The following is a 17,487-nucleotide window of genomic DNA, read 5'->3' as shown; positions in this document are numbered from 1 at the left end:
ACATGTTCAAACCGCACGTCACGGTCGCCTGCATTGTGCATGCAGAAGATAAATTCTTAGTCGTTGAAGAAACGATCAATGGCAAAGCCTTGTGGAATCAGCCTGCAGGACACCTGGAAGCCGATGAAACGCTGGTGCAAGCCGCAGCACGCGAACTGTGGGAAGAAACGGGCATTAAAGCGCAGCCGCAGCATTTCATTCGTATGCATCAATGGATTGCGCCAGACAGAACGCCCTTTTTGCGTTTTCTTTTCTCTATCGAGCTTGCCAATATGTGCGCTACAGAACCCCATGACAGCGATATAGATTGCTGTCGTTGGGTCAGCGCAGAAGAGATTTTCTCTGCGCCAAACCTGCGTTCGCCGTTGGTTGCGGAGAGTATTCGCTGTTATCAGAGCGGACAGCGCTACCCACTAGCCATGATCGGCGAATTTAACTGGCCGTTTACAGAGGGTGTCAAGTAAAGGGCTGCGTGCTAGAATATGCCGCCTTGAAGTTCAATGTCGTGAGTATTCCTATGTCTGAAAGCCCAAAAAAAGTGATCGTCGGCATGTCCGGCGGTGTCGATTCCTCCGTTTCTGCCTGGCTGTTACAACAACAGGGCTATCAGGTAGAAGGCCTGTTCATGAAGAACTGGGAAGAGGACGATGGCGAGGAATACTGCACAGCGGCCGCCGACCTTGCGGATGCGCAGGCTGTCTGTGACAAACTCGGCATTGAACTGCATACCGTCAACTTTGCCGCAGAATACTGGGACAATGTCTTTGAACTGTTCCTTGAAGAGTACAAAGCGGGCCGTACGCCGAACCCGGATATTCTGTGCAATAAAGAAATTAAGTTTAAAGCCTTCCTTGAGTTTGCCGCCGAAGATTTAGGTGCCGATTACATCGCCACCGGTCACTACGTGCGTCGCGCGGATGTCGACGGCAAAAGCCGCCTGCTGCGTGGGCTCGATGGCAATAAAGACCAGAGTTATTTCCTCTATACGCTCGGCCATGAGCAAATCGCACAAAGCCTGTTCCCGGTCGGCGAACTGGAAAAACCGCAGGTGCGTAAAATTGCCGAAGATCTTGGTCTGATTACGGCCAAGAAAAAAGACTCCACCGGCATCTGCTTCATTGGCGAACGTAAGTTCCGCGAGTTTCTTGGTCGTTATCTGCCGGCTCAGCCAGGCAAAATCATCACCGTTGACGGCGAAGAGATTGGCCAGCATCAGGGGCTGATGTACCACACTCTGGGTCAGCGTAAAGGTCTGGGTATTGGCGGAACGAAAGAAGGGACAGAAGATCCATGGTATGTGGTGGATAAAGACGTTGAGAATAACATTCTGGTTGTCGCTCAGGGTCATGAACATCCACGTCTGATGTCCGTTGGCCTGGTGGCGCAACAGCTGCATTGGGTCGATCGCGAACCGTTCACCGGCACCATGCGCTGCACGGTGAAAACCCGCTATCGTCAGACCGACATTCCGTGCACCGTTAAGGCACTGGATGCTGAGCGTATTGAAGTCATTTTCGACGAGCCAGTCGCGGCGGTCACGCCGGGTCAGTCGGCTGTCTTTTACAATGGCGAAGTGTGCCTCGGCGGCGGCATTATCGAACAACGATTGCCTCTGCCGGTATAATTACTTACACATTTGATACAAGGAAGCAGTGAACGTGGCAAAGAATTATTATGACATCACCCTCGCCCTGGCAGGCATTTGCCAGTCGGCACGCCTGGTGCAGGAACTGGCGCACCAGGGGCATTGTGATGCCGATGCATTACACGTTTCACTGAACAGTGTCATCGACATGAATCCCAGCTCTACGCTGGGCGTGTTTGGCGGCAGCGAAGCCAACCTGCGTCTTGGCCTAGAAACGCTGCTTGGCGTGCTGAACGCCAGCAGTCGTCAGGGACTGAACGCGGAACTCACCCGCTATACGCTAAGCCTGATGGTGCTGGAGCGTAAGCTGTCAGCGGCCAAGGGCGCTATGGACACGCTGGGAGACCGTATCAGCGGCTTGCAGCGCCAACTGGACCATTTTGATTTGCAGTCAGAAACGTTGATGAGTGCGATGGCTGGCATTTATGTTGACGTCATCAGCCCACTCGGCCCGCGTATTCAGGTCACGGGTTCCCCGGCCATCCTTCAGAGCCCACAGGTACAGGCTAAAGTACGCGCTTCGCTGCTGGCTGGCATCCGTGCTGCCGTGCTCTGGCATCAGGTTGGTGGAGGCCGTCTGCAACTCATGTTTTCTCGTAATCGCCTGACGACTCAGGCAAAACAAATTCTTGCTCATTTAACCCCGGAGTTGTGATCTATGGAATTATCCTCACTGACCGCCGTTTCCCCTGTCGATGGACGCTACGGCGATAAAGTCAGCGCGCTGCGCGGGATTTTCAGCGAATACGGTTTGCTGAAATTCCGTGTACAGGTTGAAGTACGCTGGCTGCAAAAACTGGCCGCGCACGCAGCGATCAAGGAAGTTCCTGCTTTTGCTGCCGACGCAATCGGTTTCCTTGATGCGATCGTCGCTAACTTCAATGAAGAAGATGCTGCGCGCATCAAAACCATTGAGCGTACGACCAACCATGATGTGAAGGCAGTTGAGTATTTCCTGAAAGAGAAAGTGGCGGATATCCCGGAACTGCATGCTGTTTCCGAATTTATCCACTTTGCGTGTACCTCAGAAGACATCAACAACCTGTCTCACGCGCTGATGCTGAAAACCGCACGCGACGAAGTGGTTCTGCCGTACTGGCGTAAGCTTATCGACGCGGTGAAAGATCTGTCTGTTCAGTATCGCGATATTCCTCTGCTCTCCCGTACCCACGGTCAGCCAGCCACCCCGTCTACGCTAGGCAAAGAAATGGCTAACGTGGCTTACCGTATGGAGCGTCAGTATCGTCAGCTCAACCAGGTTGAAATTCTTGGTAAAATCAATGGTGCAGTCGGTAACTATAATGCCCACATCGCTGCTTACCCGGAAGTTGACTGGCATCAGTTCAGCGAAGAGTTTGTCACCTCGCTGGGCATCCAGTGGAACCCGTACACCACGCAGATTGAGCCGCACGACTACATTGCCGAGCTGTTTGACTGCATCGCCCGTTTCAACACCATCCTGATCGACTTTGACCGCGATGTCTGGGGTTACGTGGCGCTGAACCATTTCAAACAGAAAACCATCGCGGGTGAAATTGGCTCTTCCACCATGCCGCACAAAGTTAACCCCATTGATTTCGAAAACTCCGAGGGTAACCTGGGTCTGTCTAACGCGGTACTGCAGCATCTGGCAAGCAAACTGCCGGTCTCCCGTTGGCAGCGTGACCTGACTGACTCTACCGTTCTGCGTAACCTGGGCGTAGGCATTGGCTATGCGCTGATCGCGTATCAGTCCACGCTGAAAGGCGTGAGCAAACTGGAAGTGAACCGCGATCATCTGCTGGATGAACTGGATCATAACTGGGAAGTTCTGGCAGAGCCGATTCAGACCGTGATGCGTCGCTACGGTATTGAGAAGCCGTACGAAAAGCTGAAAGAGCTGACCCGCGGTAAGCGCGTTGACGCCGAAGGTATGAAGCAGTTTATCGACGGTCTGGCGCTGCCGGAAGAAGAGAAAACTCGCCTGAAAGCAATGACGCCTGCCAATTATATTGGTCGCGCCATCACCATGGTTGATGAACTGAAGTAATCTGTTTGATGCCGGAGCGCGCTTGCGCCTGTTCCGGCCTTCCGTTCATATCGTAGTAAGCCGGAAAGCATCAGCGTTTCCGGCTTTTTTATTGCCTGCGAGATTATCCCTTCCCCCGGTTTATTAAATGTTTATCCCCACAGCCACATAATCAGCGTTAGACTATAAAATTGATTTTGTAAATTCAGCAAATACAGTTAATTATCATAAAATCAACCAGTTAATAAAAACCGTCTTGGACAATTGCGGGCAATGTAAGCCATTTCATCGCCCCAAATCATGCCCCAAACTGATTTTTGCCCCCAAGTTTGCCCCCAAAAAAGTAAAAATGGGTAGTGGTCTATCGGCCATTTAGCAACTTCGAGAAGCTATAAGCCATAATGGAATATTAGTGGTATGGAGGTTCAAATCCTCTCGTGTCAGCCAATATCCTATACTTTCAGTCTGACAGTTGGCTGGAGGTTTCTATGTGTGGACGATTTTCACAGTCAATGACACGCGAGGACTATCTCGCCCTGCTCGCTGAAGCAGTCGAACTCAACATCCCATACGATCCAGAACCAATAGGTCGATTCAACGTTGCACCAGGCACAAAAGTTCTGCTGCTTAGCGAACGTGATGAACAGTTGCACCTTGACCCGGTTCTATGGGGATATGCTCCAGGATGGTGGGATAAGCCGCCGCTAATTAATGCACGATCTGAAACTGCGGCCACCAGCAGAATGTTTAAACCACTCTTGCATTTCCGGCAGCTATCTTCATCGCTTAAGGTCATCATATATTCATGTCAGCAATTGAACACTCTTAGTCAAAACAGTAACGTGGTTGGAATTGGAGTACTTAACACCTTGCACTGATTCTAATAAAACCTATGAATGTTTCTTTGTCACATTGTAAAAATAGTTAATGTTATTTTATAAAATTTGACGCAGCATTAACACATGAAAAAATAAAGCACCTCACAATACCTCAATAAATAATTGCATCGCTTACTATATTTATAAATAAGCTATATTTGAAATGCTGCTAACTACAAAAAACAAAACAAATTCAACATTGTCAAAAAAAGAGAATACATCCAATAAAACATCTTTTTACATGTAAATATTTTTTAAAACTTACAATTCTTAGTATATAATAATTAGACAATCAAGATTACCAGATTTTTATTCTTTGTTTTTTTTGTTTTCTCCTCAATTTCTCTTTGGTATACTTTCAATCGTTCCCGGATGGTATTGTTTTTAATGATGACAGTCATTGTTATGAATTAGATAATGCTTAATGGAGACGAAAGTGGAATACATAAAAGAACATAGCCAGCAACCTCAGCAGGACTCCTTACTGGAAAAAAAGAATCACATTCTTCCTTCAGGAAACATGTCTGGCGATGAATTCTGGTTTCTTATCGAACTGACGCCCATTCGCAGCGATAAAATTATCAGGGCATTGCACGATTATTTCGTATTAAATCACCCAAGATCTCACTGCTGCGATAAATATGGTGTTAGTAATGGCTACTTTGGAGTATGTATCAGCAGGTTTGAGCATGTTATCCAGGTTGTTAAAGCACTACTTAATTATTATAAGATGTCAAAAGACAAAATAACCGAATGAATTCCCTGCGGAATTATTAAGTATTTCCGAACAATGCAGTGAGCTTTAAGAGATTCTCGAATTTGTAACCAGTAGACGATATTAAAATCATTACACACCCTGGTGTATGTGAGGCATGCGGATGCGTTTGTCAACTTTCCGCAACTAATATTTAACGATTTTTGTAATTTCAACGCTTGTATATTTTAAGGTGGGAATATGTCAACGCTGAAGAATACAGTTTTTATTTCTCCGCCGGATATTCCAACGCAGGCCGGACCTGAAAATATCTTTTATGACTTTAATGATGGCGCTCGTATATTGCTTCCTGAAGGGAAATGGCACGTACGTCTGCTGGATGCCGACTCCGATAACGTTCTTTTCTGCTGCGATGCAGATAACGGCTGGGTGACCAGTAGTAAGAAATATTTTGTGCGTTTCCGCATTCAGGTATTCCGTCAGGGGGAAGATACTCCCTTGCTGGATGAAACCCTGAAATTAAAAGACCGACCTGTACTGATTTCATTTCCCACCGGGACGTTAGGTGACCTGCTCGGCTGGTTTCCTTATGCCGAACGCTTCCAGACTCTGCACAAGTGCCAGCTGGAATGCACGATGGCACAGGACATTATCGACCTGCTGGCACCTCAGTACCCGCAGATACAGTTTTCCACGCAGGATAATCCACGCACGGTAGCGCCTTACGCAACTTACCGCGTAGGTCTCTACTTTGGTGGCGATACAGATAATCAGCCGGTGGATTTTCGCAAAGTCGGTTTCCATCGTTCTGCAGGCTACATTCTGGGCGTTGACCCGCGTGAAGCCCCTGTCCGGCTTGACTTGTCTGCGCCCCGGGTTATCCAGGAGCCTTACGTATGCATCGCCACACAGTCCACCTGTCAGGCGAAGTACTGGAACAACGGCACTGGCTGGTGTGAGGTTGTCGCACACCTGAAATCACTGGGTTACCGGGTGCTATGCATTGACCGGGACGCCCATTATGGCCAGGGCTTTGTCTGGAATCATATCCCCTGGGGAGCCGAAGACTTTACCGGCAAGCTCCCCCTTCAGGAACGGGTGAACCTCCTGCGTCATGCCAGCTTCTTCATTGGCCTGCCAAGCGGCCTGTCATGGCTGGCATGGGCTGCCCGTATTCCGGTGGTGCTGATAAGTGGCTTCAGCCTCCCGAACAGCGAATTTTATACCCCGTGGCGGGTATTTAACCCCCATGGCTGCTATGGATGTTGGGACGATACATCGCTGAATTTTGACCACCACGATTTTCTGTGGTGCCCGAGACATAAAAACACCGACCGGCAATTTGAATGTACCCGACTGATAACCGGCGCCCAGGTCAATGGCGTCATCAATAAACTTCACCGTTCTTTAACTGAACAGGGTGTTGAGGCCACCCTGAAAAAAGGAGTAAGCAATGAATAAGGTATATAACACTGTCTGGAATGAATCCACAGGAACGTGGGTCGTAACTTCAGAACTGACCCGTAAAGGGGGCCGACGCCCCCAACAAATCAAACGTACCGTGCTGGCAGGGCTGATTGCGGGCCTGCTTATGCCGTCACAGCCAGTGATGGCGGCACCCAGTGACAATCAGACGATTGGAAGTGGTGAAACAAACATGTACATGCACCTGTCTGCAGGCGAAACGGTGAAAAATACCACCATAAACAGCGGTGGGGGCCAGCATGTATCCAGCGGCGGCAGTGCCACTACTACCACCATCAACAACAGCGGGGTTCAGCATGTTTCCAGCGGTGGAAATGCCATTACTACCACCATCAACAGCGGCGGCCTCCAGAAAGTTCACAGCGGCGGCAGTGTCACGGACACCATCATTAATGACGGTGGGTATCAGTATGTCAGCGGCAGCGATGCAAACGCCATTATTAATAGCGGCGGGAGCCAGTATGTCAGCAGTGGTGGTATTGCCACGAATGCAACTGTTAACAGTGGTGGGAGACAGTCGGTATTCAGCGGCGGCAGTGCAATAGGCACCATAATTAACAGCGGAGGAGACCAGTATGTAGTCAGTGGTGGCAACGTCACAAGCGCATCAGTTAACGACGGTGCGCGTCAGTTTGTCTCCAAAGGCGCCTTCGCCAAGGCTACTTCTGTTAATAAAGGCGGTCGCCAGTATATCCGTGCCGGCGGCAGTGCCACAGACACCGTAGTTAACAACGGTGGACGTCAGTTTGTCTCCAGCGGCGGCAGCGCCACTAACACTACACTTAATTCCGGTGGGGGGCTGTATCTCTACGGCGGAAGTACCACGGGCACCTCTGTTAACAACGGCGGACGCGAGTACGTCCACAGTGGTGGCAGCGCCACTAACACAACCGTTTACAGCGGTGGACGTCAGCATGTTTACATCGATGGAAATGTCACAGAAACGACCATTACAAGCGGCGGCATGCTGCAGGTAGAGGCCGGTGGTTCAGCCTCTAAGGTTACCCAGAACAGTGGCGGTGCTGTCGTCACCAATACCAGTGCAGTCCTGAGTGGTACCAACGCTAATGGCAGTTTCAGTATCGCGGGCGGTAGTGCAGCCAATATGCTGTTGGAGAACGAAGGCTATCTGACAGTATTTAGCGGTCACCAGGCCAGCGATACAACTGTTGGCAGCAACGGGACTCTTGAGGTCCACAGCGGCGGGGTGCTCTACGGTACTACCACCCTGACTGATAAAGGGACGCTCGTCGGTGACGTAGTCACAAACGAAGGCAACCTGTATTTCCTCAACAACAGTGCTGCGACCTTCGCAGGTACCCTGACAGGTACCGGTACCCTAACACAGGAAGGCGGAAACACCAGCTTCAGCGGTCTGTTGTCTCAGGACGGAGGGATTGCCCTTAAGAGTGGCGGTGCCATGACGATGGATGCCCTTAAGGCGAAGGCCAATGTGACGACACAGTCAGGCACCACTCTGACTCTGGATAACGGGACCATCCTGACGGGGAACGTTGCGGGAGACAGCACCGGCGCAGGTAACATGGTGGTTAAAGGTGCGTCTGTCTGGCATCTCGATGGCGACTCCACTGTCGGCGCATTAACGCTGGATAACGGGACCGTTGATTTCCGTCCGTCAACAACCACGCGTCTGACGCCAGCCTTCCAGGCGGTTTCGCTAGCGCTCGGAAGCCTGTCGGGTAACGGGACGTTCCGGATGAACACCGATATCGCATCGCATACCGGAGATATGCTGAAGGTTACGGGCAACGCCAGTGGTAACTTTGTACTGGATATCAAAAATACCGGCCGGGAGCCAGTATCCGCTGGTGCACCGCTTCAGGTGGTGCAGACCGGTGGCGGTGACGCGGCGTTTACCCTGAAAGGCGGGAAAGTCGATGCAGGTACCTGGGAATACAGCCTGAGTAAGGAAAATACCAACTGGTATCTGAAGACTGACACCCCACCTCCGGTTACTCCGCCGACTAACCCGGATGCAGGTAACCCGGATGTTGGCAACCCGGATACAGGTATGCCGTCTCCAGTATATCGCACAACAAAATCTGCCGACGCGGTGCTGGGCATGGCGACTGCACCGGCATACGTCTTCAACAGCGAACTGCAAAATCTGCGTTTCCGTCACGGTAACGTGATGCAAAACACCCGTGCACCAGGCGGTGTGTGGGGCCGTTATACAGGGTCAGATAACCGCATCAGCGGCGGGGCCAGCTCGGGCTATACCCTGACCCAGAACGGTTTCGAAACTGGGGGCGACAAGGTCTTTGAGCTGGATGGCAGCCGTTTAGCTGTGGGCGCCTTCTTCTCATACACCGATAACAGCATTAAGCATGCACGTGGAGGAAATAGTTCGATCGACAGTACAGGCGGTGGTTTGTATGCCACCTGGTTTGATAATGACGGATACTACGTGGACGGGGTTATCAAATTCAACCGCTTTAGTAATGAGCTGCGCACCTGGATGAGTGACGGCACGGCGGTGAAGGGAGATTACAGCCAGAACGGTTTCGGCGGCAGTCTTGAAGCTGGCAAGACCTTCAGTTTGAATGAGAATACATGGGCGCAGCCATACGTGCGGACAACGGCGTTCCGGGCAGACTCGAAAGATATCAGTCTGAATAACGGCATGAAAGCCAGCATCGGGGCAACCAAGTCTCTGCAGGCCGAGACCGGCGTGAATCTGGGTATGAATCTTGATATTGCCGGAAAAACAGTCAAACCGTACATCAAGGCTGCGGTTAACCATGAGTTTTCGGACAACAACAAGGTGCAGATTAACAACCGCTATGACTTCACCAACGATATTTCTGGCACGACAGGTAAATACGGTGTCGGAGTGAGTGCCCAGTTGACACCAAACTCAGGGGTGTGGGCTGAGGCAAACTACCAGAAAGGAGAGAATATCGAGTCTCCGGTGACCGGTAGCGTCGGTTTCCGCATCAATTTCTAACCAGAGATGGAAACGACAGTCACAGATGTGGCTGTCTACCCTTCGAGTGAACATTCACACAATGAGCGGTGCCGGTCAGGCGCCGCTCATTTTTCTAGAAGACCGAAGCATGGTTCAATGAACGGTCTTTCGCTTTTAAATTTGAATGAACAATTCCATGAAACGCTGGCCTAAATTTACTGTAAAACCGTGACCAATATTACTTGACCACTTCATTCCCAGGGCCGACCGTATCCACGTTCCCGCCTGCTCTTACCTGCCTGATAGTTGCGCCAGCCATCACCAGCATGCTGCTGTCGGTGTTGGTCACAATATCCGCTGACATCGTTGGTGATTGCCGCACACCCTTTGTGTCGGCATGGGCGTTTAGCGCGCGCTGGCATCGGAATAGTCCTGTTTGTTGGATACAAATTATGTTGTACTCGGAGAGAAAAACGGAAATGGCATCTAGCGGAGAATATTCATAAATAGCGAGAATATGCACGGTCGCCGCCCCGTAACAATCAGGATTACCAGAAAGGCTCCCCAAAAAAAATGAGAATGATTATCAAAACATTCACATGCGGTCAATGAAATAACAGATTCTTAATCTCTCAACGAAAATAAGGATTTGTTAAGCTTCATGCTTTATGTTCGATGTAACACACTGTTTGAGGCAAGAATAATGATCAGATTCTCAAAAATTCAGATTCGCTTACACTGGCTAACTCTTATGTTAATAGCGATAACCTATGCGGCTATGGAGCTGCGCGGATGGTTTCCCAAAGGCAGTAACACCTGCCTTCTCATGAAAGAAACACATTACAATGTTGGGGTGTTTGTCTGGTTTTTAATGATAATACGATTAATTATTAAACATAAGTATCATGACCCAGCCATCATTCCCCCCTCACCAGCCTGGCAGATGATGGCGGCTAAAATAATGCATATCCTGCTGTACATTTCTTTTTTGGCTCTACCATTATTAGGTATTGCAATTATGGCTTACGGTGGAAAAGACTGGAGTTTCTTAGGTTTTAACGTTGTATCGTTCGTTACTCCTGACGAGGAAACAAAATCACTTATCAAAGATATTCACGAAACACTGGCAAACATCGGATATTTTTTAATCGCAGCGCATGCTGGTGCAGCGTTATTTCATCACTACATCCAGAAAGATAACACTCTTTTGAGGATGATCCCTGATTGTAACGAAAAGAAATAATCAGAGGCTTTAATATCGTACATTATGGCAGTTGTACAATAAACGACTGCCATAATGACTGTCCTGATTTCATCTTTAAATACCAGTTTTATTTGACTGTCTCACCGACTCGTAAATACGCTCACACGTTATCCCGGCGGTGTACCGTTCGTCAGATCGCACAGCATAATATCGAGCTTCTTCTGCAATACTTCCGAGCATGTCGGCGAGCACTGCGGCGTCGGCTCCGGCTGTTTTGCTTCTGACGGCAGCGGCAAGATCTGCGGTGTGCTTTGCGGCGCTCAGGTGGGCGGCAAGCTTTGTTGCTTCGGTGCGCAACTGGTTAACAGTGGCAAACAGGTCAGCAGCAGTGGCAACAGATTTAGCGGCTTGTGTTTGTGCATCTTTTACAGCCTCATCACGGGAAATAATGCGCCCTTGTTCAATCATGCGGGCGGCGGTCTGCGCGTTCGCTGTTTGCGATGATTCTACGCTGTCACGCTCGGCCCACTTCTTTTCCCAACCACGGCTACTCCATACACTACCCGCGATGAATGCAACGACCACCAGCAACGAAATAACAATGAACTGACAGCGAAGGCTCACTGGTATATCCCCCAGCACGTCAGCGCGCTTTCCTGATCTCCTCGTTCTACCTGCCCATAACAGCCGTTTTTCTGGCCTTTGGTCAGACGGCAGTCGCGGCCACCGTCTTTAATCCACCAGCGAATAGCTTCACAGGCACCTTTATGGTCTCCAGCATTTATTCGCTTATAGAACGTGGACGGGAAACATTTTCCGGGGCCGATGTTATATGGATAGAAAGACGCAATCCCCGCTTTCTGTGGTTCAGTCAGTGCTACCTTTATATTTCGCTCAACCCACGCCAGCGCCTTGTCGCGTTCTATGGCGTTCACATGGGCGCATTTCTCAGCAGACAGCTTCATGCCCTGAACTACTGGCTTACCATTAACCATCATGGCACCACGGCAAATCGTCCAGAACCCGCCGCCGTCTCGATATGCTGTCAGGCTGTTACCCTCTTTCTCATCCAGAAACTGATCGAGAATCACAGGGGCGGAAGCCCCAGCAAGAATCAAACCAACGACCGCTGCGCTCAGTTTATTTTTCAGCTTTGGTGACATTGCCATTAAGCCGGTCCTCCCTTTCCTTTTTCCTGTAATACCAGTTCACTGCACAGGTAATAACTGTGCATGCAATACAGACAATAATGGCCCAGTCGCTCAGGCTTAACCCTGCAATTCTGTCGGCCAACATCCAGGACACCTCTTTTGCTGTTTCGGCATATGCCTTCGCTGATACACCGCAGCCGGTCAGCGTGGTTCCTGTTCCATATGAAAGTCTGCTGTAAATGGTGCTCATTCTGGTCATAGCCTCACCTCCGATTCTTCGGATGGCGCTGTGTGTGATTAAAGGGTCAGGTTTCACGGGCTGGATTTATCAACAAAGCACGTAGTGGATAATTCCCGTGAGCCTGAAATGAAAAAGGCCGCCATGCGGCAGCCTCGAAGTAAGTACAGTTGTTTACAATGGTGGAGAGAAAGGACCTTCTAACACCTCTGCTTCACCGTTATGGCAAATGCCATCGCCTCTGGTCAGATGCCAAACACCTGTGATTATTTTCCCCGTATCCAAGTCATCAACAGTGTCATTCGTGTAGTACGCTACCTGTACAACTCCGACATGCTGAATCCAGTAATACCCTTCTCTCATAAGCTCCTCCGCGATACTCAGCAGATAGTATAGAGCGGCACAAACAATGCTGTGGTACAGGAAGCCACAACTTAACCTTTGCTAATAAAGTAATTTCGAAAGATGACGATAATGGGTAATAAATGTAAGGCCGGAGGAACCACCATGAGCATGACAGTTAGGGAAGGTGCGAATAAGCAGGTCATTTCTTCCCAAGCTGACTCGCTGATTAAAATTTCGCGGATCTGGGCCGATTTTTTTCCCGCAAACACATCGAATCAGCCTATTTAGGCTATTTTTTCCACCATTTCTGGCGTTATTTCCGGTTTTTACTGAGATCTCTCCCACTGACGTATCATTTGGTCCACCCGAAACAGGTTGGCCAGGGTGAATAACATCGCCAGTTGGTTATCGTTTTTCAGCAGCCCTTTGTATCTGGCTTTCACGAAGCCGAACTGCCGCTTGATGATGCGAAACGGGTGCTCCACCCTGGCACGGATGCTGGCTTTCATGTATTCGATGTTGATGGCCGTTTTGTTCTTGCGCGGATGCTGCTTCAAGGTTTTTACCCTGCCGGGACGCTCGGCGATCAGCCAGTCCACATCCACCTCGGCCAGCTCCTCGCGCTGTGGCGCTCCTTGGTAGCCGGCATCGGCTGAGACAAATTGCTCCTCTCCATGAAGCAGATTACCCAGCTGATTGAGGTCATGCTCGTTGGCCGCGGTGGTGACTAGGCTGTGGGTCAGGCCACTCTTGGCATCGACACCAATGTGGGCCTTCATGCCAAAGTGCCACTGATTGCCTTTCTTGGTCTGATGCATCTCCGGATCGCGTTGCTGCTCTTTGTTCTTGGTAGAGCTGGGTGCCTCAATGATGGTGGCATCCACCAAAGTGCCTTGGGTCATCATGACGCCTGCTTCGGCCAGCCAGCGATTGATGGTCTTGAACAATTGACGGGCCAGTTGATGCTGCTCGAGCAGGTGGCGGAAATTCATGATGGTGGTGCGATCCGGCAGGGCGCTATCCAGGGATAATCGGGCAAACAGGCGCATGGAGGCGATTTCGTACAGGGCATCTTCCATGGCACCGTCGCTCAGGTTGTACCAATGCTGCATGCAGTGAATACGCAGCATGGTCTCCAGCGGATAGGGCCGTCGGCCATTGCCCGCCTTGGGATAAAACGGCTCGATGACAGCGGTCATATTCTGCCATGGCAGAATCTGCTCCATGCGGGAGAGGAAAATCTCTTTTCGGGTCTGACGGCGCTTAGTGCTGAATTCACTATCGGCGAAGGTGAGTTGATGGCTCATGATGTCCCTCTGGGATGCGCTCCGGATGAATATGATGATCTCATATCAGGAACTTGTTCGCACCTTCCTTAGCACTTTGGGTCAGGACATACTGCAAAGCACAGTAAAACAAGCACCTTCAAGTACTGGCAACTCTGTTTCACAACAAATTCAAAACCTGAAAAAACAAATTGGTGAGTTGACAAAAGAACTCAGCGCCATGGGTTCAAAAATAAATGAAGTAACCTCCGAAGATGAGGCAAAACTGCTTAAACAGCAGATGGAGATGATTCAAAGGCAAATCGAGTCTATATACGCAAAAATTGCTCAATTACAAAAACAAGAAGCAGAAAAAAACCAAATGGCATCGGGAGCATTACCTACGGTAAGTGACAAATCAAGTTCGAACGTTGCAGGGAATAATACTAAAAATATTGATGTCTACGTTTAGCAGTTACCCCTTCTCATTTTTTCCTCTGAGCTAGAAACGAAAAAGCACTGGAGCGTTGTGAGAACTTGTTTTCAAGTTAACGATTTCAGCTCGGCGATATGACAGGGGTACTGGTGTAATACACCTCGCGAATACCTCTGTCGTATCGCCGGAAAGCAAAAACCCCGCACTGGCGGGGTTCTCGTTATATTCAAATTGTTCGCTTTTCGTCGCTGCCATCGTGACGCAGCTCTGCCAAGTATGAATTAATTATTCACTTTGTTGGCCCGTTTTCAAACGTTTTTACATCATAAAGCACTTATAGCTAATTATCATCGACGCGTTGTACAAATATCATTCAACAAATGAGCTATTCGTTACAAAATGATCGTTTTGAACGATCGATAAATGAAAATCGATCTGTAATACCAATTTTAATTATGTGGTTATCGCACGTAGACTCAGGGCCAAACCTAATAAATGGAATTATCATGAGCCTTTATCACTACTTGGCCATATATATCGCGGAAGTGGTGTGGATCATCTGATGGTTTGCCGCAGCATTCGCAGGGCTGTGTTTTAATCCATTCCAGATATCGGGGGGCAGTCCAACGGATACGCTTTGGACGTTTCATATAGGTTTGCGGTGACTCAGGATCGACCAGAACACCAACTATGGGCTTAACCGCAGGCACCTGCGCTGGTGGCATGTTCACAGTTACTGTGCTGGCTTTGGCTGTAATGATGCTGGTGGCGGTTAGACCCGGTTCGATGTCGCATTCAGGCATGACTGACTGATGATTTTCCGAAGGAATACGAAGCGCCCGACTGGCTACTGATTCGGTAATTGCGTCGGTAACCCCCATACGCACCGCCCGCCAGCGACAGTTCTCTGGAAGGATCCTGATTCAGCGCCACCATGATGCTGTTGATAATCCAGCTAATAACATTACGTCTCGCCAGCTCTGCAAGTTGTTCGCTGTGGTGGTCACGCAAATGGTTATCGCAATGTCCACACAGAAGAACCGATCCGGGTTCATGACGCAGAGTGGTTAACTCGTGATAATGGTAATCGCTGTGTGGCCACTGGCAGCAGCTACCGCCATAACGCAGAAGCCAGTAATCAAGGCCACTCAAACCACCAGCAGGCAAACGCTCCATACCTGCTGGCTGGCTTTCCACCAGCACACGTTCACAACTGAATAATGACATCAACTCGCTGCCCGGCTTGAGCAGCACAATCCCAAGCTCACGCGCAACCACCGGCTTCAGAAGCGTCCTCATTCTGCTATCTCCCCGATAATTATTTGTCCCTTCTCTCCCCATAATTTAGTGACGCGTGAATCCCAGATGTGAGCGTCATCTTCGTAAATGGCATCCATCAGGGCTTTCATCATGTTGTCGAAATCAGGTTTAGCCTGGTGTGGTTTACCGTTGAACTCAGCCCGTTTCTTTTTGCTCCAGCTCGCTGGCATCGGCAGAATGAAGGTGACATGCGAACCGCTTTCCGGCAGCTCAACACCCTGCAGACGAGCTTCATCACAGAAAGCCCGGTAACGCAGAACCTCGGGGCGCTTTTTCCATTTGTCAGCGCGCGTCATTCTGGGCTTGCCGCATGTACTGTTGTGGCTGGCGGCATCGGAGTTATGTATGTCGCAACTCATTTTCAGCGAAGAGTGGATGGTTGAAGCGCGACTAACAGAAAAGACCAGCTTGTCTGAAAGACAAATTAAAAGTTATCGGTTGAATTTGTGGATCGAAGGCTTGCATTTCAAACATCTGACAGCTCTCGGGGAAACTGACAATTCGAAAGGTCTGCTTTGGTACAACTATCCAAAGATGAACCAATTAGTACAGGAAGCATGATGGACTTTCCAACCGGCGTTGAGCTGCATAATGGAAAAATACGGATCACATTTACCTATCGCGGCAAACGTTGCCGCGAAGTCCTTCGCGGCTGGACGGTGAACAGCAGCAACATCAAAAAAGCTGGAAATCTTCGCGCGCTCATAACAAGCGAAATACAGCTCGGTAAGTTCGACTATGCGGAACGCTTCCCGGAATCCAAAGCGCTTAAGAAGTTCATCACAACCAAAAAAATCACCACGTTTAAAGAGCTAAGTAATTTTTTTACAGATACCAAAGCCTTAGAGGTATCTGGTGCAACACTGCTATCGCTTACTTCAGTCGTAAATACGTTACTGCGTGTAATCGGAGAAAATACCCGTCTGGTAGATATTGAGCATGCCGACATCTTGCATTACCGAAAGGAGTTATTGACCGGGACGATTATTAACCCGGCAATGCCGAATCTGGCCAGGCAGGGCCGCGCGCCCTCAACAGTCAATAAACAGATGGCAGTTTTATCAGAAATGCTTAAGCTCGCAAACCGAAGCCAGTTTATATTGCATGCTCCTTATGAAGGAGTGTCGCGACTCAAGTTATCTAAAAATGATCCCGCCCCACTTTTACTTCATGAGTACCAGGCACTGATAGCCGCCCTTCCCCGTAGCCAGGCATTAATCATCATTGTTGCCGTACATACGGGGATGAGGCCGGGCGAGATATGCGCCCTGGCATGGGAAGACATTGATTTGGTAAAAGGTGAAATCCACGTATCCAGAAGTTTGACGAATAAGCGAGTATTTGTACCCCCTAAGACAGATGCCGGAATAAGGACGATAACGTTGCTTAAACCTGCGCTGGATGCACTAAAGGAACAATACGAAATCACCGGCGCTAATCCGAAGCAAGAAATTCGATTTCACCATCGGGAGATCGGAAAAACTGAGCAGCAATCTCTTCGCTTCGTTTTTTCACCGACAGCATATTCGTCCAGGAAAGGCAGTTACTTCTCCAAGAACTCGATTGCCTATGGCTGGAAGCGAGGCACTAAACTTGCCAATATCCGCGAAAGGAATCCTTATCAGTCACGGCATACCTACGCATGCTGGACTTTGATGGCCGGAGCGAACCCGTCATTCATAGCGAGTCAGATGGGACATGAAGATGCGCGAATGGTGTACGAGGTTTACTCCAAGTGGATTGGCGACATGAACCAGGATCAGGTCAACATGCTGAACAATCAGATGCCAACGGCATTGCCCCCAGGACGCCCCCACGGGCAGGGGAGCATGAGAAAAGTTATTTAATTTCATAGCGCTGCTTTCAAT

20 protein-coding genes and 2 pseudogenes are annotated in these 17,487 nt (G+C 49.5%); 12 read left to right on the top strand and 10 right to left on the bottom strand.

Annotation, left to right across the window (positions count from 1 at the left end):
* Positions 1 to 2 precede the first annotated feature (2 nt).
* The 8 genes and pseudogenes from C2U43_RS10180 (at position 3) to C2U43_RS10145 (ending at position 9,699) form a co-directional block, all read left to right on the top strand.
* The gene (locus C2U43_RS10180; RefSeq protein ID WP_008784446.1) at positions 3 to 464 is read left to right on the top strand and encodes an NUDIX hydrolase; all 462 of its coding nucleotides are present in this window, start codon (positions 3 to 5) and stop codon (positions 462 to 464) included.
* Positions 465 to 517: 53 nt separating this feature from the next.
* Positions 518 to 1,624: a tRNA 2-thiouridine(34) synthase MnmA gene (gene mnmA, locus C2U43_RS10175; RefSeq protein WP_003832402.1), complete on the top strand. Its 1,107-nt coding sequence runs from the start codon at positions 518 to 520 to the stop codon at positions 1,622 to 1,624.
* Positions 1,625 to 1,658: 34 nt separating this feature from the next.
* Positions 1,659 to 2,300, top strand: a complete 642-nt coding sequence (gene hflD, locus C2U43_RS10170) for a high frequency lysogenization protein HflD (RefSeq protein ID WP_003832401.1) — start codon at positions 1,659 to 1,661, stop codon at positions 2,298 to 2,300.
* A gap of 3 nt (positions 2,301 to 2,303) precedes the next feature.
* Positions 2,304 to 3,674, top strand: coding sequence for an adenylosuccinate lyase (gene purB, locus C2U43_RS10165; protein WP_003832400.1), 1,371 nt, complete (start codon positions 2,304 to 2,306; stop codon positions 3,672 to 3,674).
* A 467-nt stretch (positions 3,675 to 4,141) separates the two neighbouring features.
* Positions 4,142 to 4,411 (top strand): annotated as a pseudogene (locus C2U43_RS10160) (SOS response-associated peptidase family protein); the annotation flags it as partial.
* 556 nt (positions 4,412 to 4,967) lie between these two features.
* A complete protein-coding gene (locus C2U43_RS10155; RefSeq protein WP_233899609.1) occupies positions 4,968 to 5,288 on the top strand; it encodes an adhesin biosynthesis transcription regulatory family protein in 321 nt (106 codons plus the stop codon).
* Between the two features lie 198 nt (positions 5,289 to 5,486).
* Positions 5,487 to 6,707: an autotransporter strand-loop-strand O-heptosyltransferase gene (locus C2U43_RS10150; protein WP_103285064.1), complete on the top strand. Its 1,221-nt coding sequence runs from the start codon at positions 5,487 to 5,489 to the stop codon at positions 6,705 to 6,707.
* The gene (locus tag C2U43_RS10145) at positions 6,700 to 9,699 is read left to right on the top strand and encodes an autotransporter outer membrane beta-barrel domain-containing protein (protein WP_103285063.1); all 3,000 of its coding nucleotides are present in this window, start codon (positions 6,700 to 6,702) and stop codon (positions 9,697 to 9,699) included. The genes C2U43_RS10150 and C2U43_RS10145 overlap by 8 nt, the downstream gene beginning before the upstream one ends.
* 215 nt (positions 9,700 to 9,914) lie before the next feature.
* On the opposite strand, the pseudogene C2U43_RS29755 reads toward C2U43_RS10145, so the two are convergent.
* Positions 9,915 to 10,082: pseudogene (locus C2U43_RS29755) on the bottom strand (HNH endonuclease); the annotation flags it as partial.
* A 281-nt stretch (positions 10,083 to 10,363) separates the two neighbouring features.
* Here C2U43_RS29755 and C2U43_RS10135 point away from each other — a divergent pair.
* Positions 10,364 to 10,903 (top strand): cytochrome b, encoded by a 540-nt coding sequence (locus C2U43_RS10135; protein ID WP_103285062.1) that lies wholly within the window; start codon positions 10,364 to 10,366, stop codon positions 10,901 to 10,903.
* Between the two features lie 75 nt (positions 10,904 to 10,978).
* Here the strand turns inward: C2U43_RS10135 and C2U43_RS10130 are convergent, their stop codons facing one another.
* The 6 genes from C2U43_RS10130 to C2U43_RS10105 all read right to left on the bottom strand — a co-directional run bounded on the left by C2U43_RS10130 (position 10,979) and on the right by C2U43_RS10105 (position 13,905).
* The gene (locus C2U43_RS10130; RefSeq protein WP_103285061.1) at positions 10,979 to 11,488 is read right to left on the bottom strand and encodes a DUF2514 domain-containing protein; all 510 of its coding nucleotides are present in this window, start codon (positions 11,486 to 11,488) and stop codon (positions 10,979 to 10,981) included.
* Positions 11,485 to 12,033, bottom strand: coding sequence for a lysozyme (locus C2U43_RS10125; RefSeq protein WP_103285060.1), 549 nt, complete (start codon positions 12,031 to 12,033; stop codon positions 11,485 to 11,487). The genes C2U43_RS10130 and C2U43_RS10125 overlap by 4 nt, the downstream gene beginning before the upstream one ends.
* Positions 12,005 to 12,274 (bottom strand): phage holin, encoded by a 270-nt coding sequence (locus C2U43_RS10120; protein ID WP_103285059.1) that lies wholly within the window; start codon positions 12,272 to 12,274, stop codon positions 12,005 to 12,007. The genes C2U43_RS10125 and C2U43_RS10120 overlap by 29 nt, the downstream gene beginning before the upstream one ends.
* A 153-nt stretch (positions 12,275 to 12,427) precedes the next feature.
* Positions 12,428 to 12,616 carry a hypothetical protein gene (locus tag C2U43_RS29750; protein WP_103285058.1) on the bottom strand — a complete coding sequence of 63 codons (189 nt, stop codon included), beginning with the start codon at positions 12,614 to 12,616 and terminating at the stop codon, positions 12,428 to 12,430.
* A gap of 81 nt (positions 12,617 to 12,697) precedes the next feature.
* Positions 12,698 to 12,943, bottom strand: a complete 246-nt coding sequence (locus C2U43_RS30030; RefSeq protein ID WP_327004297.1) for a hypothetical protein — start codon at positions 12,941 to 12,943, stop codon at positions 12,698 to 12,700.
* The gene (locus tag C2U43_RS10105; RefSeq protein WP_000019450.1) at positions 12,925 to 13,905 is read right to left on the bottom strand and encodes an IS5-like element ISKpn26 family transposase; all 981 of its coding nucleotides are present in this window, start codon (positions 13,903 to 13,905) and stop codon (positions 12,925 to 12,927) included. The genes C2U43_RS30030 and C2U43_RS10105 overlap by 19 nt, the downstream gene beginning before the upstream one ends.
* Here C2U43_RS10105 and C2U43_RS10100 point away from each other — a divergent pair.
* Positions 13,904 to 14,335: a FlxA-like family protein gene (locus tag C2U43_RS10100; RefSeq protein WP_103285056.1), complete on the top strand. Its 432-nt coding sequence runs from the start codon at positions 13,904 to 13,906 to the stop codon at positions 14,333 to 14,335. The two genes, C2U43_RS10105 and C2U43_RS10100, sit on opposite strands and share 2 nt — an antisense overlap.
* Before the next feature lie 452 nt (positions 14,336 to 14,787).
* Here C2U43_RS10100 and C2U43_RS29745 read toward each other — a convergent pair whose 3' ends face one another.
* Genes C2U43_RS29745 through C2U43_RS10090 form a run of 3 tightly spaced genes read right to left on the bottom strand, consistent with a single transcriptional unit; the run spans position 14,788 to position 15,915 of the window.
* On the bottom strand, positions 14,788 to 15,180 hold the full coding sequence (locus C2U43_RS29745) for a DUF968 domain-containing protein (RefSeq protein ID WP_233899605.1): 393 nt from the start codon (positions 15,178 to 15,180) through the stop codon (positions 14,788 to 14,790).
* Positions 15,095 to 15,598 (bottom strand): hypothetical protein, encoded by a 504-nt coding sequence (locus tag C2U43_RS10095; protein ID WP_233899603.1) that lies wholly within the window; start codon positions 15,596 to 15,598, stop codon positions 15,095 to 15,097. Before C2U43_RS10095 ends, C2U43_RS29745 begins: the two co-directional genes overlap by 86 nt.
* Entirely contained in the window at positions 15,595 to 15,915 is a 321-nt protein-coding gene (locus tag C2U43_RS10090; RefSeq protein ID WP_233899601.1) for a RusA family crossover junction endodeoxyribonuclease, read from the bottom strand. Before C2U43_RS10090 ends, C2U43_RS10095 begins: the two co-directional genes overlap by 4 nt.
* Before the next feature lie 49 nt (positions 15,916 to 15,964).
* Here C2U43_RS10090 and xisR point away from each other — a divergent pair, with 49 nt between their 5' ends.
* Positions 15,965 to 16,180, top strand: a complete 216-nt coding sequence (xisR, locus tag C2U43_RS10085) for an excisionase family protein (protein WP_103285054.1) — start codon at positions 15,965 to 15,967, stop codon at positions 16,178 to 16,180.
* Complete coding sequence (locus C2U43_RS10080; protein ID WP_103285053.1) at positions 16,180 to 17,466, top strand: site-specific integrase; 1,287 nt, start codon at positions 16,180 to 16,182, stop codon at positions 17,464 to 17,466. The genes xisR and C2U43_RS10080 overlap by 1 nt, the downstream gene beginning before the upstream one ends.
* Positions 17,467 to 17,487 lie beyond the last annotated feature (21 nt).

Source organism: Citrobacter freundii complex sp. CFNIH9, from assembly GCF_002903305.1.
Lineage (GTDB): Bacteria > Pseudomonadota > Gammaproteobacteria > Enterobacterales > Enterobacteriaceae > Citrobacter > Citrobacter portucalensis.
The sequence above is the reverse complement of the archived record's forward strand: the minus strand, read 5'-3'. Positions and strand labels throughout refer to the sequence as shown.

Coding starts and splice junctions, on each gene's coding strand:
- C2U43_RS10095 (WP_233899603.1), bottom strand. CDS start 15,598: ATGAGGACGCTTCTGAAGCCGGTGGTTGCGCGTGAGCTTGGGATTGTG.
- xisR (WP_103285054.1), top strand. CDS start 15,965: ATGTCGCAACTCATTTTCAGCGAAGAGTGGATGGTTGAAGCGCGACTA.
- C2U43_RS10145 (WP_103285063.1), top strand. CDS start 6,700: ATGAATAAGGTATATAACACTGTCTGGAATGAATCCACAGGAACGTGG.
- C2U43_RS10150 (WP_103285064.1), top strand. CDS start 5,487: ATGTCAACGCTGAAGAATACAGTTTTTATTTCTCCGCCGGATATTCCA.
- C2U43_RS10100 (WP_103285056.1), top strand. CDS start 13,904: ATGATGTCCCTCTGGGATGCGCTCCGGATGAATATGATGATCTCATAT.
- C2U43_RS10080 (WP_103285053.1), top strand. CDS start 16,180: ATGGACTTTCCAACCGGCGTTGAGCTGCATAATGGAAAAATACGGATC.
- C2U43_RS10105 (WP_000019450.1), bottom strand. CDS start 13,905: ATGAGCCATCAACTCACCTTCGCCGATAGTGAATTCAGCACTAAGCGC.
- purB (WP_003832400.1), top strand. CDS start 2,304: ATGGAATTATCCTCACTGACCGCCGTTTCCCCTGTCGATGGACGCTAC.
- mnmA (WP_003832402.1), top strand. CDS start 518: ATGTCTGAAAGCCCAAAAAAAGTGATCGTCGGCATGTCCGGCGGTGTC.
- C2U43_RS29750 (WP_103285058.1), bottom strand. CDS start 12,616: ATGAGAGAAGGGTATTACTGGATTCAGCATGTCGGAGTTGTACAGGTA.
- C2U43_RS10180 (WP_008784446.1), top strand. CDS start 3: ATGTTCAAACCGCACGTCACGGTCGCCTGCATTGTGCATGCAGAAGAT.
- C2U43_RS10120 (WP_103285059.1), bottom strand. CDS start 12,274: ATGACCAGAATGAGCACCATTTACAGCAGACTTTCATATGGAACAGGA.
- C2U43_RS10135 (WP_103285062.1), top strand. CDS start 10,364: ATGATCAGATTCTCAAAAATTCAGATTCGCTTACACTGGCTAACTCTT.
- C2U43_RS29745 (WP_233899605.1), bottom strand. CDS start 15,180: ATGGGGGTTACCGACGCAATTACCGAATCAGTAGCCAGTCGGGCGCTT.
- C2U43_RS10125 (WP_103285060.1), bottom strand. CDS start 12,033: ATGGCAATGTCACCAAAGCTGAAAAATAAACTGAGCGCAGCGGTCGTT.
- C2U43_RS10090 (WP_233899601.1), bottom strand. CDS start 15,915: ATGACGCGCGCTGACAAATGGAAAAAGCGCCCCGAGGTTCTGCGTTAC.